This window comes from Mesobacillus foraminis, from assembly GCF_004340465.1.
GTDB classification, from domain to species: Bacteria; Bacillota; Bacilli; order Bacillales; family Cytobacillaceae; genus Mesobacillus_B; species Mesobacillus_B foraminis.
Map to the genome: position 1 here is coordinate 294,975 of NZ_SLVV01000002.1, position 23,107 is coordinate 318,081.

At 42.8% G+C, this 23,107-nt stretch carries 23 protein-coding genes; 8 read left to right on the plus strand and 15 right to left on the minus strand.

From position 1 onward, the window contains the following. Positions 1 to 71 precede the first annotated feature (71 nt). Positions 72 to 665 carry a dihydrofolate reductase family protein gene (locus tag EV146_RS03885; RefSeq protein ID WP_132002106.1) on the minus strand — a complete coding sequence of 198 codons (594 nt, stop codon included), beginning with the start codon at positions 663 to 665 and terminating at the stop codon, positions 72 to 74. A gap of 120 nt (positions 666 to 785) precedes the next feature. On the opposite strand from EV146_RS03885, the gene EV146_RS03890 reads away from it, so the two are divergent. Next, on the plus strand, positions 786 to 1,052 hold the full coding sequence (locus EV146_RS03890) for a DUF2188 domain-containing protein (protein ID WP_132002109.1): 267 nt from the start codon (positions 786 to 788) through the stop codon (positions 1,050 to 1,052). Positions 1,053 to 1,283: 231 nt separating this feature from the next. On the opposite strand, the gene EV146_RS03895 is transcribed toward EV146_RS03890, so the two are convergent. Further along, positions 1,284 to 1,469, minus strand: coding sequence for a hypothetical protein (locus tag EV146_RS03895; protein WP_132002112.1), 186 nt, complete (start codon positions 1,467 to 1,469; stop codon positions 1,284 to 1,286). A gap of 252 nt (positions 1,470 to 1,721) precedes the next feature. Between EV146_RS03895 and EV146_RS03900 the strand changes: the two genes are divergently transcribed. Together EV146_RS03900 and EV146_RS03905 are read left to right on the plus strand one after the other, a co-directional pair. Next, positions 1,722 to 2,483 (plus strand): SDR family oxidoreductase, encoded by a 762-nt coding sequence (locus EV146_RS03900; RefSeq protein ID WP_132002115.1) that lies wholly within the window; start codon positions 1,722 to 1,724, stop codon positions 2,481 to 2,483. A 155-nt stretch (positions 2,484 to 2,638) separates the two neighbouring features. Next, a complete protein-coding gene (locus tag EV146_RS03905; RefSeq protein WP_132002118.1) occupies positions 2,639 to 2,824 on the plus strand; it encodes a type Z 30S ribosomal protein S14 in 186 nt (61 codons plus the stop codon). A 58-nt stretch (positions 2,825 to 2,882) separates the two neighbouring features. On the opposite strand, the gene EV146_RS03910 is transcribed toward EV146_RS03905, so the two are convergent. From EV146_RS03910 to EV146_RS03950, 9 genes are all read right to left on the minus strand, one after another. Beyond that, on the minus strand, positions 2,883 to 3,251 hold the full coding sequence (locus EV146_RS03910; protein WP_132002121.1) for a carboxymuconolactone decarboxylase family protein: 369 nt from the start codon (positions 3,249 to 3,251) through the stop codon (positions 2,883 to 2,885). A gap of 733 nt (positions 3,252 to 3,984) precedes the next feature. After that, entirely contained in the window at positions 3,985 to 4,800 is an 816-nt protein-coding gene (locus EV146_RS03915; RefSeq protein ID WP_132002124.1) for an STAS domain-containing protein, read from the minus strand. A gap of 148 nt (positions 4,801 to 4,948) precedes the next feature. Continuing rightward, entirely contained in the window at positions 4,949 to 8,155 is a 3,207-nt protein-coding gene (locus tag EV146_RS03920) for a DEAD/DEAH box helicase (protein ID WP_132002127.1), read from the minus strand. A 262-nt stretch (positions 8,156 to 8,417) separates the two neighbouring features. Further along, complete coding sequence (locus EV146_RS03925; protein ID WP_121613300.1) at positions 8,418 to 8,615, minus strand: hypothetical protein; 198 nt, start codon at positions 8,613 to 8,615, stop codon at positions 8,418 to 8,420. 86 nt (positions 8,616 to 8,701) lie between these two features. Next, positions 8,702 to 8,968, minus strand: a complete 267-nt coding sequence (locus EV146_RS03930; RefSeq protein WP_121613301.1) for a phage holin — start codon at positions 8,966 to 8,968, stop codon at positions 8,702 to 8,704. A gap of 115 nt (positions 8,969 to 9,083) precedes the next feature. After that, positions 9,084 to 10,694, minus strand: coding sequence for an aminotransferase class V-fold PLP-dependent enzyme (locus EV146_RS03935; RefSeq protein ID WP_241993797.1), 1,611 nt, complete (start codon positions 10,692 to 10,694; stop codon positions 9,084 to 9,086). Next, positions 10,678 to 11,256: a glycerol-3-phosphate acyltransferase gene (locus EV146_RS03940; RefSeq protein WP_132002130.1), complete on the minus strand. Its 579-nt coding sequence runs from the start codon at positions 11,254 to 11,256 to the stop codon at positions 10,678 to 10,680. The genes EV146_RS03935 and EV146_RS03940 overlap by 17 nt, the downstream gene beginning before the upstream one ends. A 235-nt stretch (positions 11,257 to 11,491) precedes the next feature. Then, positions 11,492 to 11,725 carry a group-specific protein gene (locus EV146_RS03945; RefSeq protein WP_132002133.1) on the minus strand — a complete coding sequence of 78 codons (234 nt, stop codon included), beginning with the start codon at positions 11,723 to 11,725 and terminating at the stop codon, positions 11,492 to 11,494. 306 nt (positions 11,726 to 12,031) lie between these two features. Next, positions 12,032 to 13,018, minus strand: coding sequence for a DUF3231 family protein (locus tag EV146_RS03950; RefSeq protein WP_132002136.1), 987 nt, complete (start codon positions 13,016 to 13,018; stop codon positions 12,032 to 12,034). 120 nt (positions 13,019 to 13,138) lie between these two features. Here EV146_RS03950 and corA point away from each other — a divergent pair, with 120 nt between their 5' ends. From corA to EV146_RS03965, 3 genes are all read left to right on the plus strand, one after another. Beyond that, the gene (gene corA, locus EV146_RS03955) at positions 13,139 to 14,089 is read left to right on the plus strand and encodes a magnesium/cobalt transporter CorA (RefSeq protein WP_132002139.1); all 951 of its coding nucleotides are present in this window, start codon (positions 13,139 to 13,141) and stop codon (positions 14,087 to 14,089) included. 940 nt (positions 14,090 to 15,029) lie between these two features. Beyond that, positions 15,030 to 15,866: a manganese catalase gene (locus EV146_RS03960; protein ID WP_132002142.1), complete on the plus strand. Its 837-nt coding sequence runs from the start codon at positions 15,030 to 15,032 to the stop codon at positions 15,864 to 15,866. 181 nt (positions 15,867 to 16,047) lie between these two features. Then, a complete protein-coding gene (locus EV146_RS03965; RefSeq protein WP_132002145.1) occupies positions 16,048 to 18,189 on the plus strand; it encodes a PBP1A family penicillin-binding protein in 2,142 nt (713 codons plus the stop codon). 47 nt (positions 18,190 to 18,236) lie between these two features. On the opposite strand, the gene EV146_RS03970 is transcribed toward EV146_RS03965, so the two are convergent. The 3 genes from EV146_RS03970 to EV146_RS03980 form a co-directional block, all read right to left on the minus strand. Further along, positions 18,237 to 18,773 (minus strand): DinB family protein, encoded by a 537-nt coding sequence (locus tag EV146_RS03970; protein WP_132002148.1) that lies wholly within the window; start codon positions 18,771 to 18,773, stop codon positions 18,237 to 18,239. 84 nt (positions 18,774 to 18,857) lie between these two features. Beyond that, positions 18,858 to 19,802 carry an ABC transporter permease gene (locus tag EV146_RS03975; protein ID WP_132002151.1) on the minus strand — a complete coding sequence of 315 codons (945 nt, stop codon included), beginning with the start codon at positions 19,800 to 19,802 and terminating at the stop codon, positions 18,858 to 18,860. Continuing rightward, entirely contained in the window at positions 19,799 to 20,731 is a 933-nt protein-coding gene (locus EV146_RS03980; protein ID WP_132002154.1) for an ABC transporter ATP-binding protein, read from the minus strand. The genes EV146_RS03975 and EV146_RS03980 overlap by 4 nt, the downstream gene beginning before the upstream one ends. 197 nt (positions 20,732 to 20,928) lie before the next feature. Here EV146_RS03980 and EV146_RS03985 point away from each other — a divergent pair, with 197 nt between their 5' ends. Beyond that, complete coding sequence (locus EV146_RS03985; protein ID WP_132002157.1) at positions 20,929 to 21,615, plus strand: FMN-dependent NADH-azoreductase; 687 nt, start codon at positions 20,929 to 20,931, stop codon at positions 21,613 to 21,615. Positions 21,616 to 21,726: 111 nt separating this feature from the next. Next, entirely contained in the window at positions 21,727 to 21,879 is a 153-nt protein-coding gene (locus tag EV146_RS03990) for a YpzG family protein (RefSeq protein ID WP_121613313.1), read from the plus strand. Between the two features lie 54 nt (positions 21,880 to 21,933). Here the strand turns inward: EV146_RS03990 and EV146_RS03995 are convergent, their stop codons facing one another. Then, positions 21,934 to 22,794: a manganese catalase gene (locus EV146_RS03995; protein ID WP_132002160.1), complete on the minus strand. Its 861-nt coding sequence runs from the start codon at positions 22,792 to 22,794 to the stop codon at positions 21,934 to 21,936. Positions 22,795 to 23,107 lie beyond the last annotated feature (313 nt).

The following is a 23,107-nucleotide window of genomic DNA, read 5'->3' on the forward strand; positions in this document are numbered from 1 at the left end:
AATAAAAAGGATAAGCAAGATTATAGAGACTGCAGTTAATCTAGCCTGTTCTTGACTTATTTTTTCATCAGTTAAATAGGATTCCTTAGCCCTGTTGTATGCTGCCGTTCTCCTGCTATTTCTAAAAACGCTTCATTCAACGCATAGTGAAGCTGTACAAATTCCCCGAACTTCGCGGTTCCTTTAAGGCTCAGGAGATTCTCGGGAATACCCTCTTTGAACAAGGGGATTCCTTCCCCGAGCAATATGGGAATGACTGTAATGATCATCTCATCGACCAGATTTTCCTTTAAAAACGAATTCACCAGTTCTGCGCCTCCAACCAGCCAGATATTCTTTCCCTTCCGCTTCATTAGTTTTTGAACAAAACGATCTGGATCATCGTTTATAAATTCAATAAAAGGATGACTTTTCTTTTCAGACCTGCAAAAAACATAATTTTTTATATCCGGATAGGGATACTCTTCGACCAGGGAAAGGATATGTTCATACGTGTTCCTTCCCATGATGACAGTATCGACGGTGTCATAAAAATCGGTGTATCCATTATCCCCTTCCCCCAGACGTTCAGCCTCCTGCAGCCAGTCAATATCGCCATTAGTTCTGGCAATATATCCATCCATGCTCATAGCGATATATAAAACTACTTTTCTCTCTTTTTTCAATGTGATCACTTCCTAGTCTTAAAGTTTTATCACAGGTATCAAATCTGCTCTCACAGGCTAATGTTTTACCATAAACAAATGGGGAAAAGAAATGACAAACAACAGATAGGAGGTTGTCATATGGCACAGGATAAAAATAATAATAACGAACGCGAACAGTATTTTAAAGAGCGGGCTGGCACTGATGAGGCCAGGTTCCACGTCGTTCCTCATGATGAAGAGGGCTGGGCTGTAAAAGCCGAAGGAAACGATGAACCAGATTATACGACCGATTCCAAATCCAAGGCGGTGAAGGAAGCAAAAAGAATGGCTGAAGAAGCAGGAACAATGGCCATCATCCACAATGAAGAAGGCAGGATTGAAGAACAGCATAATTATGAAGAGTGATGGAAAACCATTCCCATGTAAAAAACGCCAGAAATGGCGTTTTTGCTTTAATAATTATTTCTCCCTGTCTGCCTTATTTCCTTTTGTTTTGGAGTTTTTATTTTTTGTAGGAAATATTTGATTATCCTGAGTCACCTTTGCACCTTCAATAAAATTATCCTTCGTTTTCATTTTCTTCCTCCTTTATTTTTCCGGTATTCTAATTAGCTGTTTTATCCCTAATAGACCAGGTTAGCGGATACGGCCGGTGATTCCATCATCGCCGATTAAAGTTTCGCCAATCTTTGGCGCTTCTGCTTTTTGTTTATCGTTTGTATTCTTATCAAATCCTGGTTCAGTGGTCCCAGTAGACATTAAAGGCTGTTTCAAAGGATCCCTTCCCGGAGAATGTTCAGGAAATTTATTTTTTTGCTTCATACTTTCCCCCCCTTACTATTCATTTCATTTTTATTGTCCGCTTATCTTATTTTCTTATACCAAGAAAGGTAATGAATCTTCAGAATAAAGGACCTCGCATTAATAGTGTGATGAAACCTTTCACTTAAATTCACATCCCCTAAGAGATTCATAAATCATATGGTTTAATTCTCAAATCTGTATGTTTGCCATTTTGAAATTGTGGAATTCTAGGGTTGATATTCCCTTAAAACGATAAATGGAGGAACTTTCATGAAAATATCAGGCAACACGGTTTTAATTACCGGAGGAGCAACCGGTATTGGATTTGCATTAGCGCAGCGGTTCTTATTGGCGGACAATACCGTGATTATCGTTGGAAGGCGTGAGGACAAATTAACAGAGGCTAAGGACAAGCATCCTGACCTGCACATAAAAGGATGTGATATTTCCATAGAAGCCGAACGGACCTCTTTGTTTAACTGGATCAACACCGATTTTCCACAGGTAAACGTTCTGGTTAATAATGCAGGTATCCAGCAAAGGGTGAACCTTTTACAGGAAGCCCACGAATGGGACTACTACAAGAAAGAAATCTCCATCAATGTTGATGCACCCATCCATCTTTCCATGCTCTTTGCTTCCCATTTCATTCAACAGGAACATGCAGCGATCATTAACATTTCATCAGGGCTGGCCATACGTCCTGGTGTCTGGGTTCCAATTTACAGTGCAACAAAAGCAGCCTTGCATTCATTTACAGTCTCACTTAGGATTCAATTGGCACAAACGAATGTCAAAGTAACTGAGGTATTCCCTCCAGCTGTCAATACCGACCTTGGCGGAGCTGGGTTGCATACATTCGGGGCACCATTGCAGGATTTTGCTGATTCGGTTTTTTCCCGTCTGAAGGAAGGAGACCATGAAATTGGATATGGTGATTCCGAAGCCAGGCTAACGGCATCAAAAGCAGAAAATGACAAAGGAGCCATCGAAGCATGGAGGAATTTTCTTAAAAATAATCCTGACTTTTAGTAATAAAAGAAGTGTAAACCATCTAATTAGTGCTCCGTTTCGATGCTTTAACAATCCATCCCTATATTTACAGTAAGTACCATATACACAAGAACCTGACTTGTACTATAATAATAAAACTCTCCTGCCTACCATCATTTAAGGAGGTTTAATTTATGGCTAAAAAAGCTCTGATCATAAAACAAAAGCAGCCTCAAAAATATAAAGTGCAAGAATATACACGCTGTGAGCGCTGTGGCCGTCCTCATTCAGTTTTGCGCAAGTTCAAGCTTTGCCGTATATGTTTCCGGGAACTTGCCTATAAAGGGCAGCTGCCTGGTATCAAAAAAGCGAGCTGGTAATATAAATAAACCCCCAAAGATTCATGTCTTTGGGGGTTTTTGCATTTCTGTCGAGCAATTACTGTTTATACTGATTTAAATCTGTCATGCACTCCTGCACCAGCGTGACGGCCTGGCTCATGGCTGCACCACCGCCAAATGCGGCCGATACACCAATCGCCTCCAGAATTTCTTCCTCCGTTGCGCCTTGATCAAGACAGCCCTTGGTATGATAAATAATGCAATATTCATCCTGGGAAAAGATACTGATCCCCAATGCAATCAATTGCTTTTCTTTTTGCGACAATTTCCCTTCTTCAAAGCATGCTTCCGTAAAAGCATTAAAATGTTTAGCAATTTTAGGCATTTTCTGTGTAAACGTTCCTAAACCCTCTTTAAAATCATAGAGGGCTGCTTCTGTTTCATTTCGCGGTTCATTATGCTCCATATTGTCACAACTCCATTCCCTATTTTTCACCTTTAGTATGGTTAAATATAGGAAAGTTATTCGGTTGAATGATATCAGAATAACTTGGGTATTTTTTGACCTCCTGGCAATACTATCATTTGGAAATACCTATTACCATTTCGTCGAGGATTAATAATGAATTTTGAGCACCTGAACCCTATAAACATCGAATCACTATGAACCAAAGCAGCGTTAAACGAACAGCATGGTGTATTTACCGCACAGTGTGAGGGTCAGCCATTGGAGCACGCCGCAGTTGGTCTCGCTGACGAATGACAGTAGTCAAGGGAAATTGAACATGCATTAGATAGAAAGACCCATTCAATGAACAGTCATTTTTTATTTTGTCTGGTTGTAAAACTGGTCTGTTGACTTCCGTTCCAGGCGTTTCGCTTTTCACGGAGCGGACTGGAAGCCTCCTCGTCACAGCTGCTCCTGCGGGATCTTGCCTATCCCGCTGATCCCGGAGAAGTCTTCACGCCTTCCACTCCAATCAACAGGGTTTTAATAGTCAATGTGCAGTACAGCCAACCCCTTAAGCGTTATTTATTTCCATTTAAAAACGAAGCCGCAGCCCAAATTGAGGAGGAATCTAACCTGAGGTAAAAACTCATTAAGAGACAAAAAGAAGGGTTCGGAATGAGCATTCCGAACCCCTTTTGCCGACAATCAAGACTCTTTCCATTAAGCGTCTTTCCGTTTTTTATATTGTTTATTCGATGCTCTCCAGTGCTTGTCTCACGTGGGCGAATGTTCGAGTCGCCGACATATTGATTCCTGCATGAACAATGGTCTGTGCCAATTCAGGCCGAAGCCCGGTGACAATGGCTTGAATTCCGAGAAGGCTCAAGATATTTTCAAACTGGGAGAGGTATCTTGCAATATCTTCATCAATGGTCAATATCCCCGAATAATCGGTAATTAACTGTCTGATTTGCAGGTCGACAATCCTGGGAACAACCTTTTCAAAAATATAGGTAACTCGATATTCGTCAAGGACTCCAATCAGTGGAAGTACGGCAACTCCGTCCTTGATCGGTACAATGGGGGCGGACAGTTCGGCTATTTCCTTCTGAGACTTTGCCATTAAATTATCGGAAAGGCGTTCAAATGCGTACACTGTTTCATTCATACTAATATCCAGAAGAACGTTTACCCGTTTGATCAGGAATATTGTTTCTGGTGCAGAAAGTTTGAATTCTGTCCCAATGCTTGTGAGGAATTCAGTAAAGAATTCCCTTGTCCCCGGATAACGGGCAACAATTTCGGAAAGTTTCCCGCCCGCAGCCACAAGATCTTCTGCATTTTTTTTACTCCATTCCAGCAGGTCCCCGGGCACACCTTCTTCCTCAGTAATCAGGGATTTCCCCAGGAACCCCAGAAAGCTTGTATACATCTGTATTGCCCGTTCTTTTTCTTCTGTTGGAATGACCAGCCTCAGCCGTTCAAGAACTCCTTTGACAATTTCATTGGCCAGGGTATCTGCATTTTTAATTAAATGGTTGGAAACATTGGAAATCGGGGCCATATCTAATTTCACCTTTTCTATTTTTATAATGAGAGACCCAAATTATTAAAATTCAGATAGTGCTGTAATCCTGATACTGGATTTGAAAGGGTGGGACTATATTCATGGTCTTTATTTTAATGTAGCTTAAAACCTTGAATTGTTCAATCTAGTTTGTAAAAATATCACGAATATCCTCATCGGTCAAAAAGGATGATAAAGAGTCACCTGAGTGAATGAGTTCTCCAATCATGTCCTTTTTTTTCTCCTGGAGTGCATGGATTTTCTCCTCTATCGTGCCAGCTGAAATGAGTTTAATGACTTGAACCGGGTTTTGCTGTCCAAAGCGATGTGCACGGTCGGCAGCCTGCTCTTCGACCGCAGGATTCCACCAGAGATCATAGAGAATAACGGTGTCAGCCCCTATTAAATTCAATCCTGTTCCTCCCGCCTTCAAAGAAATTAAAAATACCTCTCGTTCCCCAGAATTAAAACGTCCGGTCAACCTCACACGTTCTTCCGAAGGGGTTTGTCCATCCAGATAGAAAAAGTCAATACCCTTATAGGCCAGTTCGTGGCCAATGATTTCCAGCATTTTCGTGAATTGGGAGAAAATCAGCAGCCTTCTGCCAGAATCCCGGGATTCTTCGACAATCTCCATTAACTGATCAAATTTCGCAGATTTCCCTCTGTAACCGTCCACGAACAGGGAGGGATGACAGCAGATCTGGCGAAGTCTCGTTAAACCGGCAAGTATCTTTATCCGATTTTTCCGGATTGTTTCTTTATCCAAATGTTTAAGTGTATCATGGCGCAATTTCGCCAAGTAAGCAGCATAGAGCTTTTTTTGATCCGGGTTCAGCTCTGCAGATTCAATACTTGCTGTTTTTTCAGGAAGATCAGGCAGAACCTCCTCTTTTCGCCTCCTAAGGAGGAACGGACGTATACGACGGGCAATATTTTTACTAGTCAGCTGACTGTACTCCTTCAAATCTAAAAATAATTCTGGAAAGACGATGTGAAAAATGGACCACAGCTCTTCAACTGCGTTCTCTACAGGCGTCCCCGTAAGGGCAAAGGAGTTTTCAGCCCTTATTTTCTTCACTGCTTTTGCCGTCTGTGTACCGGGGTTTTTAAAAGCCTGGGCCTCATCAAAAAAAACCGTATGGAAGCACTGACTTTCATACCATTTTATATCTCTTCGGAGCAAAGGATAGGAAGTGATGACAACATCGAATCCTCCTGATTGTGCCTGGGCTTTCACCCTTTCCTCTTTACTGCCGTCAATCACGGCTGCTTGTACTTCAGGTGCAAATTTTATCAGCTCGCTCAGCCAGTTATAAGTCAGGGACGAAGGGCAGACAATCAGCACGGGCAATTTCTGTTTCCGGATCTCGCTTAATTCTGACAGAATGAAAGAGATACTTTGAAGTGTCTTACCCAATCCCATGTCATCTGCCAAGATCCCTCCGAACCCGTAGCTGGCCAGCTGTTTAAGCCATTTAAAGCCAGTTTTTTGGTAATCTCTCATGACAGACTCCAATTGCCCTGGAATCTCATACTTCAAGCTTCCGGGATCTTTCATCCCATCAAGAAACTCATAGAAAGTTTCATCCACGGTTAATGCATGTTCTTCGACAGTTTCAAGCATCTTAAGTCCTTGAATGAGAGGAACTTTAAGCCCTTTTTCCAGCTCGCCGGCATAGCCGGAAGCACTTAAAAATTGCTGAACTTTTTCAAACTCCCTTGTTTCCAAGGAGAGGAGTGAGCCATTGCGGAGCCTGTAATATTTTCGCTTTTCCTCCAAGGCTGCTAATACTTCCCGGATTTGCTTCTCAGGTATCCCATCAATATTGAATTTAAATTCCAGCCAATTTGTTCGCTCTTTCATGGCCTTTATCCTTATCCGCGGGCGTGGGTTTTCCTTGAATACGCGATTCCTTATGGCTGTTGTAGCATAAATTTGAGCGACCTTCTGAAGCCTTGGCAAAACATGATATAAAAATTCATACTCTAATTCTTCATTTTGCAAATAATAGCCGCCATCTGTTTTGGTAAATGAGCTCTCTTCCATCAGCTGCAATATAGAATCTTCCTTGACCCTGTCCCTAATGATCAAGGCATCCGGGCTGAATACCCGCCTTTCTAAGGGTTGAATCACAATGTTCTCATAATGGAATTCAAGCCCTGCCAAAAGACGGTTATTTACCCTGTCAAGATACAGCTTGGCAACTAATGGAGTTCTTAAGTATTTTTTGGTAAGACTTTGTGAAATATGAACATCTCCAAGTTTTCTTAAGCCTGGGATCACCTTTTCTAGAAATAACTGAATCTGGTTTTCCGGGATGGAAATTTTATTCTTCCCGGAACGATCCAGCATTTTTTTTAATTCCGCCAGCCGCTCCGAGTCCTCTGCCTTTAGCTGAACCAGTTTTCCTTCATGCAGTACCATACTGTAGGGATTCAGGAGGATTGTCTCTTCCAGGCCATTTACTTCCATCCAGAAACCAGTAACATCATTTTCATAAAAAGCGAACTGCAATGGAAGCAATTCACTCACGTGCTGCAGTCCGGAAAATAATTGGCCATGATGTTCAAGTTCTACAAAAGGCGCATTTGCCAGCAAAGGGGCAAGCCTTAGCCAGGAGGTCGGTGAAATGATGGTTACTTGATTATCCATGACCGGCCATGAACTCTGTGCGTATGCCTCAAAATAGGTTTTTTCATCATATACCATTCTAAAGAGCTCTTGGAGAACAGCATCTGTTTCTCGCGAGAAGCAATGCTCTCCTGGGTCGTATGTAAAATGAGGGGAAATGGTATATGGATGGCCTTTTTGCACACGTTTCAGGAATTCCCTGATATCACCTACCGAGGTCCCGCCAATTTTCAGTTGGATTCCTAGCATATGGCCATCCGGAACAGCGACCGGTTTACATCTAAACACCAGTTTCAGCACTTCTCTTTTTTCAAGGAGAGTCTGGCGGCTCTTTGACCGCGGCGTACTATTATTGAAAAGTGTCAGCAGTCCTTTGGCTAGCCTTACATCTTCAGGAGTATCAACTATTACGGCTTCCATAGGTGAAGTTCCCTGGCGCAGATGATTGAGAACTGCGAGTAAAACCGCCGCAATATGCTGGCAGTCTTTTTGATAGGAGGCTAATCTAGGACAGCTGCACTCAGTCAGTATCGTTCCGGTTTCATCTGCGCACACTTTCACTAAAAACTCCTCATTTGCCGATACGATTGCTTCACAGCCTTCGGAGCCATATTGTTTAAATGTTACTTTATCAGCACGAAAAAAAGCATCCCCCCGTTTGAAGGAGACTGTACCGCATTTTTCTTTAATGAGATTGTGGCTTAATTTTATATTCAATGCTCCGCTCCTTCCTGAGGAAATAATAAAATGCTCTTAATTAGATTAAGCAAATCTTGAGTCGTGACGCATTCAGCCGTCCAAAAATGGGTAATTGAATCATACACTAGTTCCTCGGGTTTATCGATAAATGGACCTGAATAAATATTTCCAATTAATAAGCTTTAAACTTCTTTTGCCACTATTAAAATACACTTTCGGCAGAATTTCTTAAATGAAAAGCTTTGAGATATAAGTATTAAAATATAAAAAGACCCTTCGGTCAATGTGAAGGGTCCTTCCTGTACTTACTCAGATAAATTTTGATTTTCCTCCAAGAGGTCTTGAAGAGTCTTCGTTGGCTGCCTTCTTTTTTTACTCCTGCTTCGTTTACATATCTTCTCCAAAAGAAGTTGCTGACCTCCTCAACAATAAGTAGCAGCAAAAGCACAGAGATGGCAATAATCGCCCATTTCATCATGTTCATCAACCCCTTTTAGTGAATACCTTCCCTTTTGTTCACGATGATTAACACTTCAGGCCTGCCTTTCTCTTATTTTAGAAAACTCATTCTGGTTTATTGTATTTTTTCGCTCTATCACTATCTTTGTAACCCTTTGTTGTTGGATCCTGTATAATCCCGAGCATTGCCAGAATAATGAAGATATTGTTTGCAAGTGTCAATACCTCGCTCTGGATCTGTTCGGAAAGCTGAAAATCTGTGATTCCAAGACTATTTAATCCCTGTAATAGAATTTGTGCTACCAGCATCACTTGCGAAAGGAATGCCATTACCCAGCCCCGGTTCTTTAAGCGGACCTTCCAGTTGACCATTCTCCCTAACCCCTTTCTTGCTATAAAGCTTTTACTTTATTTTATGCAAGAGCTGGCCAGGGATTATCCGCTAGTATCTCTCTTCGTTTCTATTTCTTGCAAATATTTCTAGCAACTAGTTCAACAGTCTTATGGATGTTGCAAGAGATTGTTCGTAGCGAATGCTTTGGTGCAATTTTGCTATCATCCTGTCTATTTCCTCTCTCCTTCCATTCCCGTTACAGGCGATTTGCAGCCAGTTTCGTTCTTTTAAATAGCCGCTTTCATAATGAAGAATTACTCCGTTCCATCTTAACGTTTTCCCTACTGCTTCTGCTGAGACAGACTCAGGCATCAGTATGGTGAGAATAAAAGGAAAGCTGTTTTCTCTAGAAGCCATTACAGAAAAACCTCTTTTCTCCAGTTCACACCGAATATAGGCGTATTCTGAGCTTATTAATTCCATTCTCTGTTCTCCGCACTCCTCCAATGCAGTAATAAGAGCTTCCAGAAGATTTGAGGACTGGGAGAACGGGGTGCTTTCTGCCTGGTGATAGAGTGCCAGATTCAGATAAGACGGGATCGTATATGAATATTTAGGCTCTGATTCATGGAATACAAAAGAAAGTCCGGTCAATCCCCCTATAGCCTTCCCACTGACCCCGGAAGCCAGATATACCCCCTCAAGGTTGATTGGAACAGCCCCGATTGAACTGATACAGTCCAAACAAAGCTTCAAGCCGGCTAGTGAAGCAATCTGCTTCAGCATTTCCATTGAATTCAGCATTCCTGTCGAGGTCTCACCGTGAACGGCCCAGATCCATTCGGTTTCTTCCGTAACAGCGGCTTCGATTTCTTCTTTGCCAAAAGGCTGTCCCCAATCTTTTTCCAGGATTTCGAACGGCAGCCCCATTCGCTCAGCATGTTTTTTTAACCGCTGGCCAAATTCCCCATTTATTAATATGAGCCCCCGGCCTTTAAGCAGAGACAATTGGCCGGCAATTACATCATTGGCAAGTGAACCAGAACCAAATAGAATCTGGACATCCTTTGCTGAAGCCAGCCTACAAAGCTGTTGTCGTGCTTGCTTCATTTTCCGGTAAAAATTCTGGGATCTATGGGAAAAGGGCCTGGTGCCGAGAGCCTCCATTACCTTCCTGGTCACATTGACAGGGCCTGGCAAAAAAGCTGCAGGATCCTTAAGCAGCCTGCCTGCCAGCGATTTTTTAAAACTGGATTCTGTTAAATACAATGGCTGGAAGGAAGCTTCAGGGGTCCCTGTAAGATGTCCAAAGGGAAGGAAACCCATTTGGCGGTATAGCTTAAGCTCTCTGGTTGTTCCGGAAATCACAGCGGTATCATAACCTGCTTCCAGACAATAGGCTGCCATAAATTGTGCGAGCTTAAGAAAAACCCGGCCATTCCGATATTCTTTTTTTACTGCCAGCAGCCTGATTTCACAAATATTTTCAGTTTGGATAGTGAGATGATTCTCTACGGCGCCAATTTTTCCATCGAGAGAAAACGGCCTTTTCCCCCGGACACAGAGCATCCCAGCGAGGACGTTGTTCTTCAAACAAATAATATATGTATTTTCTGCATGGAATTTATCGACCAATACCCCTTCTGAATTTTGTTCATGCTGGGGAATTTCCTCGGAAAACGTCTGATAATTTAATTTATGGATCTGTTCAAACTCTTCCGGATGACTCGCAATCTTAAATAAATAATCATTTATTTCCATCATGATGACCTAGCCTTTCGATGATATTGTCTTTATGGGCGAGGATCAACCCTAAAATTAACAGCAGTACAGCAAATATAACCATGCCTGTTTCCATGGACCAGAGGAAGAAGGCAGGAATGAATAAAAATGCTCCTAACCCCGCGACAGTAAAGCTTTTGGCAAATGGATACAGGAGCAAAAATCCACCAATAATAATAAGTGCAGTGAACGGTTCATATGCGAGGATGCCACCGATAAAAGTGGAAATGCCTTTACCGCCTTTAAGTCCGAAACATACCGGTTTAATATGTCCAAGAACTGAAGCTCCCAATCCCAGCAGCAAAATGTCACCAGACAAGCCAAATGCCCTCCCTGCCAAAATGACAATCGCGCCTTTCAATGCGTCACCAAAAAATGTCAGGATAAAAGCTTTTTTACCATAAATACGTCCAGCATTTCGTGCCCCGGCATTCCCGCTTCCTTCCTCGCGGATATCCTTCTTTACAAAAATCTTCAAAACAAAATAGCCTGATATAAAGTTCCCAACAATATAGGCAGCCAATAAATAAATGAATACGTTCATGATTCTCTACCTCAATCTATCCTCTAATCTATTATATTCGACATTTCTCCATGTTTTTCCTTTTTTCTGTAAAAATTATGTCATTTGGTGCATCAATTACAAAACCCAATGTTCAATCAATCTATGTTTTATTCTATTTCCATTAAGGTAAATCTTTCCTGAAACGGTGTAAAAGAAATAAATTTTGAAATGAGCATAAAAAAAACGCCAGAACGGCGCCTCTTAAAAATTCCGGCTATACGTTTTTTACGACCATGTACAGCCTGTTATTTCGTTCCTCCTTCTCCTCTTCAACCGCTAAATCATACTTTTTCAGCAAATGGAAGACCTCGTTAAGAATTTCCTGTGTATGTTCCCCTTCAAAAAAGGTTCCAAATAATGGCTTCAACTCTTCTGGTAAGTATGCGGCCTGCTCTTCGTATTTTCTCCTGACATCTTCGTGACTGTGATTCAATTTACATTCACCCACGGACATTCCCTCCTCTTCAAACAAATCACCTTTAGAATATCAGTTTCCTATATCAATTACCTTAAAAAACGCCTCATTAAACAGATTCCAGGGATTCGAATTGACGGATGTATCCGGGTAACCATCATTACCTATGTATTCGTAACATTTTAATTGGGGATTGGTTGAGCGGCGATTAAACTGCAATTATCACCGGTAGAAGCTTTTGTTAAAGTGTACACCTCTAAAAGATGCAAAATACAGTTCGAGAAAGGCAAAAGTAATAGCAACCCTGTCTCATTGAAGTATGAGGGCTGCTTATTTTTACTAGTTTTCGGGTGATAAAGGTGGCTTTTCAAGCCAGCCATACTTGATCGAAAGATTAGCTCCATCCTCAGTATATAAGCCGACTTCTGCTGCCAGCCTTAAATAATCCGCAATAAGATCCCGCCTTTGGCTTTGTGCAGCACACACGCCGTAATTGCCAACTCCCGTAATGCTTGCAAGTCCTGAGTGATACATCATCAGCTTTTCGGAGAAAATGGGCTCCTGTGAGTTTAAGGGTGATAAGTGTACAGACCCAGAGGCAATAATTTTATCTTTTGTCAGAATACCCGAAAGCACTTTGATATTTTTTAGAGAGAGATTCCAGCCTCGTTCAAAGTACTCTTTGATTTCCTTTGTTTTTGCTGTCTGGGCAAATCCTGCAATCAGTGCCTGTCCAAGTACATTGGTTTCAATATTTGAATGAAGATGACTGATTTCTAAAAAACTCAAGCTTCTTTTCGGTCCAAACCAGCCAGAAAGAAATGACTGTTTACCGGCAAAATCGACCTCCAAAGGAGTCGGAATCACTGGGGAACGGACATTTAATCCTTTTTCCAGAAGGGTTTCAGTCACACGGTTGTACAGTTCAATAGTACTTTCAAGAGCTTCCGACATATATTTTCTGATGTCAGCCCTGTATGTATTGGGAAGTGCATAACCATAAGAGCTTAGGCCGCCTTTTGTCATATTTCTTATGTAATATAAATAAAACGTATCAGAATACAAAGGAGGCGCCTCCGGGTTGACATCTTCAGTCGTGAAGCCCTTCGGGACCGGAATCTCTGCTTCAAGAAAAATAGCTCTTGCTGTATCCAGGTGGTTCTTTGACAACTGAAGAGCCAGTGCCAGCATTTCTTTGACATCAGAATCTTCAGCATGCCTTAGAAACATGCCTAGTACACATTCAGCCATGCTGTCCCCCATAAAATTGGTCCAAAGATAGGCAATTTCAGAAGAAGTAAGAGGAATTGAGCTTTTATGATCCATACCGCACCTCTAAATATTTTTTATCCACTCCTTGCATAGTCTGCGATAAATAGCTAAGATTTATTCTGAATAAGCATATAATAATTGAACGAACAGCTTTTAGGGAATAAAGGAGAACTCATGATTAGAACGCTAGCTGTTACGAAAGACAATGCGATTGTGACTAATACCGCTGTTGAAGAACTGGTAAATGGGGATTTTAGCTGGTACTGGATCGATTTTCACCAGCCCTCACAAGAAGAATCAATTGTATTGAGGACGCCCCTTCAATTTCATCCACTGGCGATTGAAGACTGCCTTCACACGCTGCAAAGACCAAAACTCGATTATTACGAGAATTACACCTTTTTTGTTACACATGCCCTCAACCAGCAGAGCCTGGAAAAGGAAGAGGTTGATTTATTTTTATCCGCCAATTATATTGTCACCTATCACCAGAAACCATCTTCAGAAATAAATGAGGTATGGAAAAGGTTTAAATTATCGACGGATGCCAGCATATGGCAGCCAAGTCTTGTTCTCTATCATATCCTGGATAAAATTGTTGATAACTATTTCCCGCCAATTTACCGTATTGAGGATATCTTGAACGACCTTGATGAAAACTCCCAGGAACAGTCAATGGAGTCCCTGCTCGACAGTCTGTTTGATACCAGGCATGACCTGCTATCCTTGAGGCATACAATTGGACCGATGAGGGACCTTGTTTACAGGATGATCAATTCTCAGCGGCTGCAAGGACAGTTAGCCAACCGGGAATACTTTTCTGACATTCACGACCACTTATTAAAACTTACTGAAATGGTCGATGCCAATCGGGAGCTTACCACGGACATCCGGGACAGCTATCTCTCTCTGAATTCACATGAAACGAATAGGGTGATGAAGGTTCTGACTGTCATCACCACTATATTTATGCCATTGACCTTTATTGCCGGCATTTATGGAATGAACTTTCAGCATATGCCTGAGTTATCATGGAAATATGGATACCTGGCGACATTGATCCTCATGCTCGTCATTGGCCTCGGAATGTTTTTATGGTTCAGGAAAAAAGGCTGGTTTAAATAGCTTAAATCCAGGTACGCCTTAGGGGTAAATACATGGTTCCTAATCTTTTATGTCCCAATGATTGAATTTGGTTGTTTCATATCCTACTGAGCCAGATTCGTACCAGGCTGCGGCCTTCATTACAAGAGGCGAGGAATTGTCGAAATGGAGTTTTCAAAGGTAATAAACTCTGCTCCGGCTGAATCCTCTCCCTTTTTAATGGGCTTTACGATTCCTTGCATTCTTCTGATTTTATACAAGGCAGGAATATGATGGACATGGGTCTAATCTTTCCATTTTGCCGGAAACATAAAAATCCACGATCCCCAAATTGCGATCAATCTCTGAACTTCATCCAGTTTCTTCAGTGACATCTCTTTAGAGCCACATTTTAGCCCTCTGTATCCTCAAGTCTGCTGCCGGGAATATCAAAATGGTTTCCATAAGCCACGGCTTTTGTATACAACAAGAAGAGTATCATTCTCAACGCAAACTCCCTATACGCCAAACGTGCGAAGATATTTCGTCATTTTAATCTCCTCGGTTCATTATGTAAGTTGCTTTGTATGGAAAAAATCTATATTGGGACCTGCAACCTGTTGTCCGGGTTTAAACTACTCCTCAAATATATATTGTTTCTAATTTTTCCTTGGGATTTTTTGGATCTCCTCTTCCCCATTTTTCAAACTGCACGTTTTATTTTTCCAGTCTTTTTTAACTGGACCTTCCTCTTTTTTATCTTTCATGCTAGATCTCTAATTTGCATAATTCCCCATTTCATTTCCAAATCTCTTTCTTTATTTCTAATATTTTTCACACGGATCTATCTTTTATCTCTAAGTCTTTTTTTATATGTAAAAATTACCAATGTATTTTGGCTGTTATTTTTCACCATAAACGGGAATAGACCATTGGGACAAGCGAAGGAAGCTTGGTTAAAAAGTTAATAGGAGGAATGAATATGTTTAGCCATATCAAACAACTACAATTTGAAGCGAAACCTGAGAGACCAGATCCGTTATATGCAAAGAAACTTCAAGAGCTGATCGGCGGTCAATTCGGCGAGATGAGTGTAGCGATGCAATATTTATTCCAGGGCTGGTCTGTCAGAGGGAATGATAAATATAAAGACTTGCTTCTCGATATTGGTACAGAAGAAATTGGACATATTGAAATGCTGGCTACAATGGTTTCCAGATTACTAGATGATGCACCTGTCCATCTTCAGGAGGAAGCCGCTAAAGATCCTGTTATTGGCGCCGTTATGGGCGGTATGAATCCACAGCATGCCATCGTGGCGGGGCTTGGCGCCCGTCCAAGTGACAGTGTTGGCAACCCGTGGATGGGCAGCTACATTATTTCCAGTGGAAACCTTCTGGCAGATTTCAGGGCAAATTTAAATGCAGAATCACAAGGGCGTCTTCAGGCTGTCCGCCTTTATGAAATGACCGATGACCGTGGAGTGAAAGACCTTCTTTCCGTATTGATTGCCAGGGATTCCTACCACCAGAACCAATGGGCAGCAGCAATCGCCGAGCTTGAGGAGCAAGAAGGCCTTCTTGTGCCAAGCACCTTCCCAAGAGAAAAAGAACGTTTGGACATATCCTACAAGCTGTATAACTTTTCAGAAGGAGAAGAAAGCAGTACTGGCCGCTGGGCACAAGGGCAGGCTCTCGATGGCCAGGGCGAATACGAATATGTCAGTTCCCCTGTACCTGAGGGTGAACGGCCTAACCTTAAGCCGGCTCCTTCCAACCTTCATAATACACTGCCGATGGACGGCAAGCTCCACCGCTAGATTAAAAGACCTGCTGCCTGGCCTCACCGTCAGGCAGCTGTTTTTGTTTAATGCCCCCAGCTTCCCCCCTTTCCTACCAGCATTCATTTCCTATATAATATCTTAGATAAGGGTACCGATGAAACTTCTTCGAGATTTTTTACGTATAATAGGTAGAACATCAAGAAAGTTAGGAGATCTAATGGACAAGTTTAAACAACTAATAAAAGATAAGCTGGGAGCCTTATGGAATTCAATCGTCCGCTTCTGGCGAAGAAAACATATTACTCAAATCATCCTGCTGGCCGGATTGGTGGTCATCCTCCTGTCTATTCTTTGGTTCGCCTTCATCGCGAGCAGAGCCAATGTCCAAAGCTTGAGGGACGGATTAAAGCAGTCTACCATTATTTATGATAAGGACGGCGATGTCGCTGGAAAAGTTGCGACCAACCGGACCGAGGGGATTACTTTCGAACAGCTTCCTGATCAGGTCCCAAATGCCGTGATTGCAATTGAGGATGAAAGGTTCAGAGAACATAACGGATTTGATATCAAAGGAATAACCCGGGCCTTCTTCGGAAATTTATTTGCTGGAAGGATTACTGGAGGAGGAAGCACCATTACACAGCAGCTGACTAAAAATGCCCTCCTTTCACCTGAGCGTTCCTATAAACGAAAAGTAGAGGAACTATTTCTTGCGGTTGAAATTGAAAAGGCCTATACAAAAAATGAAATTATTGAAATGTACCTGAATCAGGTTTATTTCGGCAGCGGTGCCTGGGGCATCAGCAATGCTTCCAAAAAATATTTTAATAAAGATATACAGGAAGTCACAATAAGCGAAGCGGCACTACTTGCAGGACTCCTGCAGGCGCCATCCGCCCTCGATCCGTACAATAATTATGAAAAAGCCATGAATCGAAGAGATGTAGTGCTCGGCAAAATGAATGAACTCGGAATGATCAGTAATGAAGAGCACAAGGCAGCGGTGAATGAAAAAATCATTCTTGAGGACGGCGGCGGAAGCATTGTTGACCGCAAATTTCCTTATTATATGGATGCTGTTCTAGATGAGGCCATCAATGAGTATGGACTTACACAGGAAGAAATTTTAACAAGAGGCTATGTCATTCATACTCAACTGGATCAAAACCTTCAGGCTGACCTGGAGAGAGTGTATGCAAACAATGCCAATTTCCCTCAGGGCAGAGGCGGTCAGCTTGTGCAGAGCGGTGCTGTCCTTCTTGACCCAAAAACCGGGGGCGTCAGAGCTTTGGTCGGAGGACGGGGTGAACATGTATTCCGGGGGTTCAACCGCGCTACGCACTTAAAAGCACAGCCGGGTTCCACGATGAAGCCGCTGGCTGTTTATACCCCGGCTCTTGAAGAAGGATACGATTATGACTCGATGCTCGTCGATAAAGAAATGACATTTGGGAAATATAAACCAAAGAACTTTTCAAGAACCTACCAGGAAGAAGTTCCAATGTATGAGGCAGTAGAAAAGTCAATCAACGTCCCTGCAGTCTGGCTTTTGAATGAAATTGGACTGGAAAAAGGCCTGGAATCTGTTAAGAAGTTCGGGATCCCTCTTCAGGAGGAGGACAGGAACCTGGCCATTGCTCTCGGCGGAATGCATAAGGGAATTTCACCCCAGGACTTGGCGGAAGCCTATTCCACTTTTGCAAACGGCGGAAAACGGGAAGAAAGCCACATTATAACCAAAATTGTCGGTCCTACCGGGAAAATCATTGACGAACATCAGGATAAGACAACAAGAGTAACTTCCAGGCGCGTTTCCAATGAAATGACCTCAATGCTGCTGAATGTAGTTGAAACAGGGACTGGCCGGGCAGCCAACATCAGCGGTTTGCAAATTGCCGGGAAAACTGGTTCGACCCAGCTTCCATATAGTGATATTGATGGGACAAAGGACCAATGGTTTGCCGGTTATACACCAAATATTGTTGGTGCAGTATGGATAGGCTACGATAAAACAGACCGGGAGCACTATCTGTCCAGCAGCAGCTCTGAAACCGTTGTGCCTATCTTCAGGGAAATCATGGAGGAAGCAGCCCCCCATATTGAAAAGACTGAATTTGACGTGAAGTCGGTTAATGAAAAGCTCGGTAAATACCAGACTGAAACAGAGGATTCCGGTGAAAGAGAACTAACGGAAAAGGCAAAGCAGCTGGAGGAAGAATTAAAGAAAACAGCTGATAAAGTAGAGGAAAGATTGAAAGAGGAAGCTCCAAAATGGAAGAAAGTGCTTGAAGAAGCACGGCGTGACGCCAGTACCCTTGGCGATAAATTAAAAGAAAAAGTCGAGGAATTCGCTCCATAAAATAGTTTTTAAACGCTTGGGATTGTTCATCCCAAGCGTTTTGTTTATTATAGCGACAAATACTTTTCATTACCTAAATAACGCTCGATGAGGATTTTTCTATGATGCCGTTCATGGCCAGCAATGATGTAGGCAAGGGCGCGAACGGTAACTTCCGAATCATTTGCATTCCCTTTGCGGTTCCATGCTTTTTCAGGCAGACCTCTTAATAATTGGATGGTTGAAGTCCGAACCCCAGCTAAATTTTCCAGGAGTTCCTGAACACTTAAAAAGTTGAATTCTGCGTTTCGCACATACTTGTTATCGTCGTAGCCAGGAAGAGAAACGGTTTCTCCCCTCGCAATGCACAGGAGGCGATAGCCCATAATCCGTTCAGTATCCGTGACATGGCCAATCACTTCCTTTATGGTCCATTTGTCTGGTCCATAACGGAAAAGGGCCTGTGTTTCAGTAATAGGTTGAAGAAGTTGAATGGTTTCATTGATCTGTTCTTCAAGAATGGCTTCAATCTCCCCATTCGGTACCATGCTCACATATGGTGCATAGTACGAATTGTAGTCTCTTGTCTTTGGTCTTATTGTCATATCCATCACTCCTTTGATAATGATCCTATCATTTCCATTAGCAGGTTTTTAAAGATGCAAAATGGGCAGGCCTGCCCATTTTGCTTAAATGCTGATATCCCGTTTTTGAAAGAATGAGAAGGTCAGCGATATAAAAATCACATAGTAAATCCCAAGCACTGCCAGGGAAAATGGCATTGTAATACCTTCCATGATCTGCTCCTCCAAAGCATAAACGGTTAAATCCAAATGAGGGAATATCAAATATTTAGCCCATGTATACTTATCTGCAAGCATTAGGATGATGCCGCCAAGCGTCGAGGAGAAGAATAACACAAAAATACCAATTCCTACTGCCAGCGCCTGACTTTTAAACAAGGTAGAAAGCATGAATGCAATCGTCATGATCATTAACAAACCTGGGAGGTAAAGGAATATCTTTTTGAAAAACAGAGGCCCTACCTGTGCTTCCATCCTGCCCTCCAGGGTTACTTCAAAGATTCTCATGGAAAAGTCACCGCTGCCGAAAAGGAGCAATCCAACCAGATATCCGGAAATCACGAGTACTGCGACCATCATCAAGGCGTAAATGATGGTTGCTGCATACTTGGACAGCAGGATGCTCCACCTTTTATGCGGTCGGATTAAAAGCTGTTTAATTGTCCCGTCAGAAAATTCCGCGGCTACGTTGGAACTGCAGATGATGACTACAAATAAAGTAACTAAAGAACCGACTCCAGTGACAACGTCGTTCATAAAATGCCAGTTGGAGGTTGCATCAGGATTTATATTCTGGTCCAGATATAGCTGCAGTTCATTAATCTGATCCTCGATCCATCGCCCCTCTTCATCGGGGGCTTGTTCAAGCTGGCTTTCCAAATTGGAAATTTCGGTTTCAATCCCCTGTCGCCAATTCGGGTCTTCTGGACCTTCAACTTTTAAATAAATGATACCGGCAATTAAAACAGCCAGGACCACAACGACCATAAAAAGCCAGCCGGCCATTTTGCCAAAAATCTTCATCAGCTCATTTTGTATTAAGTCGATCATAAGTTTTGCTCCTTCTTCTCTCTGTTGGTAATTTCAAGAAATCTGTCCTCAAGGGTTGCTTTAACAGTTTGAATTTGAAAGACATCGATCTCATTCTTTACGAACATGGAATTGAGGAGTGGAACTTTCTCCCGCGGAGCCAAAATCGACAGCTTATTTCCACTAATCCTGGATATTTCAAATTCAGCAAAGTGCTGCCTTATAAGCTCGACAGCAGCATCAATTGCGCTGACCTCAAATTCTATCCTTGACGTCAGTGTCTCTTTTTCGTCATGCATCGAGGCAATATGAATGAGCTTCCCGCTCTCGATAATGGCAAAACGGTCGCACATTAACTGCATCTCTGATAATAAGTGCGAAGAAACCAGGACCGAGGTTCCCTGACTTGCCAGCTCCCGGAGATAATCCCGAAATTCCCTTATTCCCTGGGGGTCCAGGCCGTTTGTCGGTTCATCAAGGATTAAGATGGAGGGATTATGCAGAATGGCCTGGGCAACTCCCAGGCGCTGGCGCATCCCCAGCGAGTAGGTTCTAACTTTATCATGTATGGCATTCTCCAGCCCCACTAATCTTGTTACTTCTGAAATCCGTTCTTCACTGATATCGGCCAAAGCCATTCTTTTATAGTGGCGCAAATTTTTATATCCACTCAAATATTTATAGAATTCCGGGTTTTCAACTATGGCTCCCAATTCATTCATTGCCAGCTTGAAGGAATCATCAAGATTGTAGCCATTGATTGTGACGGTCCCGCCCGTTCTGTTAATCAAACTGACGATCATCCGAATGATGGTGGTTTTTCCAGCCCCATTGGGACCAAGCAGCCCAAAGATCTCCCCTTTTTCCACCTTAAAGCTTACATTGTCGACAATGGTCTTCTTCCCGATCTGCTTTGTCAGCGAACTGACTTCTAGTGCATATTGCGACATCTCTTTCTCCTCATTTCGTTTTCCTGATTTAAGGTCCCAGTTTATATACGATAGCATCTTTGAAATAGTTGCAGAATGTCGTAATCTTTTTAAATTTGTCAGATAATCTTCACGATCTTCACATTTCAGACACCATTCTCCCTAAATTTATTACTATAATTTGGTTGATACAATACATTAAGAATGGAAGGTACCCTATGGTTAAATTGCTCTATATCACTGCTAAACCAAAAGGGCTTGAACAATCAAAAGGCCTGCAAATTGGCGAAGCATTCCTCGATGGATTTCTTTTATCCCGCCCGGATACCCAAGTATCGAGGCTAGATCTATTCCAGTTGGACATACCGGAAATGGATGCCGAGTTAATCTCTGCACGAGGAAAGACAGCGGGCAGCGGGTTGTCCCTCGAACAATTGACGAAACCAGAACGCAGCAAGCTGTTAAGAATGCATGCTGTGGCGGATCATTTTTTGGACTTTGATTGTTATGTATTTGTTTCACCCGTCTGGAACCTGGGTTCACCCCCGGTATTAAAAGCCTATCTCGACAATCTCTTTGTTCATGGGAAAACCTTTGCATTTACTTCGGACGGTCCCAAAGGCCTGCTTGCCAGTAAAACGGCCATCCATATCCAGACTCGTGGAGGCGTTTATTCGGAGGGTCCAATGAAAGGACTGGAATCAGGTGACCGATATTTACAGATTGCTCTTGGCTTTCTTGGAATCAGGATGATGCCCACCGTGGTTGCCGAGGGGTTTGACCGTTTTCCACATAAGACTGATCAAATTGTTGCTTCTGCAAAAGTGAAGGCAGCCGTTGCGGCCGCAAAAATAGCACAGGATGCAGAAGGGTTATGTCCAGCAGAGGAGTGCTCACACGTATAGCCTTGATTCGCCATGACCTGGATAATATCCTCCCATAAAGCAAAGGATATAAATGATATTCTCAGGAAGAATATCATCTGTTTTCTACCATCCTATCCAAGAGGTGATTTGATGAGCTACAGAGATCGATTAGATCAACAATCTCAGCTTTTCCACTATAATTGGACAAGGCCGAAGCATTTGAATTCCCAGGTAAACGGTCAGACGATGCGGACCCAGAAGACCATCATCACCAGGAGCAATGCCAAGGCACACCATTGGTAAGGATTACGAAAACGTGGAAAAAGACGCCGAGATGCGTCTTTTTTCACATAGTTGTTAATATAGACTTGGTGGAATTTGATCTTCTCTGCCTTTTACTACCGCAGGAGGCGTATCATGTATATAAGGCGGTGCTGGTTTAAGCACAGGTTTCTTCGCTAATGGAACTGGATTCTCGACATATTGGAAGACGCCTTCCCCATCCATGCTCGGTCCGCTCGCCCATCTTCCTTCAGCACTCTCATTCCCAGCAGAAAAATTAAAGAGTACATGCGATACTTCGCGTTTCTCCAATTCGCGAGGGAACGTACTAGGCACCACGATATTCTCCTTCGCCTCAAGCTCGCAGATGGCAGCATACCATTGGTTTTGATGCATCGTATCCCTGGCGATCAGCCACGATAGCATATCTTTAACACCGCGGTCCGTTGTAGACTCATACAGTCGTACTACCTGCAGCCTGCCTTGTGACTCTGCATTAAGGTTTGCCCTGAAGTCAGCCAGCAGGTTTCCGCTGGCAATAATGTAGTCAGCTGTCCATCGGTTTCCCACACTGTCCGCAGGCATTGCGCCCAGGCCTGAAACAATTGCGTGCTGCGGATTCATTCCGCTCAGGATGGCTCCGATGACCGGATCCTTGGCCGCAACCTCCAAATCACCCACTGGCGCCCCGTCTAGCAGCCTCGCAATCATGGTTGCGAGCATCTCGATATGGGCCAGCTCTTCTGCACCCGTGTCCATCAGCAAATCCTTGTACTTTCCGTTCCCTCGGACGCTCCAGCCCTGGAACAAATACTGCATTGCTACAGAAATTTCTCCAAACTGGCCTCCGAGCACCTCCTGCAGCTGCTTGGCGAAAAGTGGATCGGGCCGCTCGGGCTTTGCCCTGTACTGTAATTCTTTTATATGATAAAACAAGACTACTTCACACCCCTAACTTTGAATGCTGTGCCCTTTCAGGGTATGCATCCATTATGGGCTGGGTGTATGTCTTGCAGCGATTTTGCCTTGCTCAATCAATTTATAATAGAAATACATCTGTTCCCCACATGATAAAAGCAGAGATTTTTATTTAGCCTTCCTGGGATTTTGCTTGTTTTATCCACCTTGCCAGTCAAGCTTCCCATCATTGCCAGAGAGAAAAACCATATCCAGGAGATGAACATGCAGGCAACTGTAAGAGCTAATAGTGCACTCCCAACGGCAAAATCAGTCCGATACCAAGAATCAT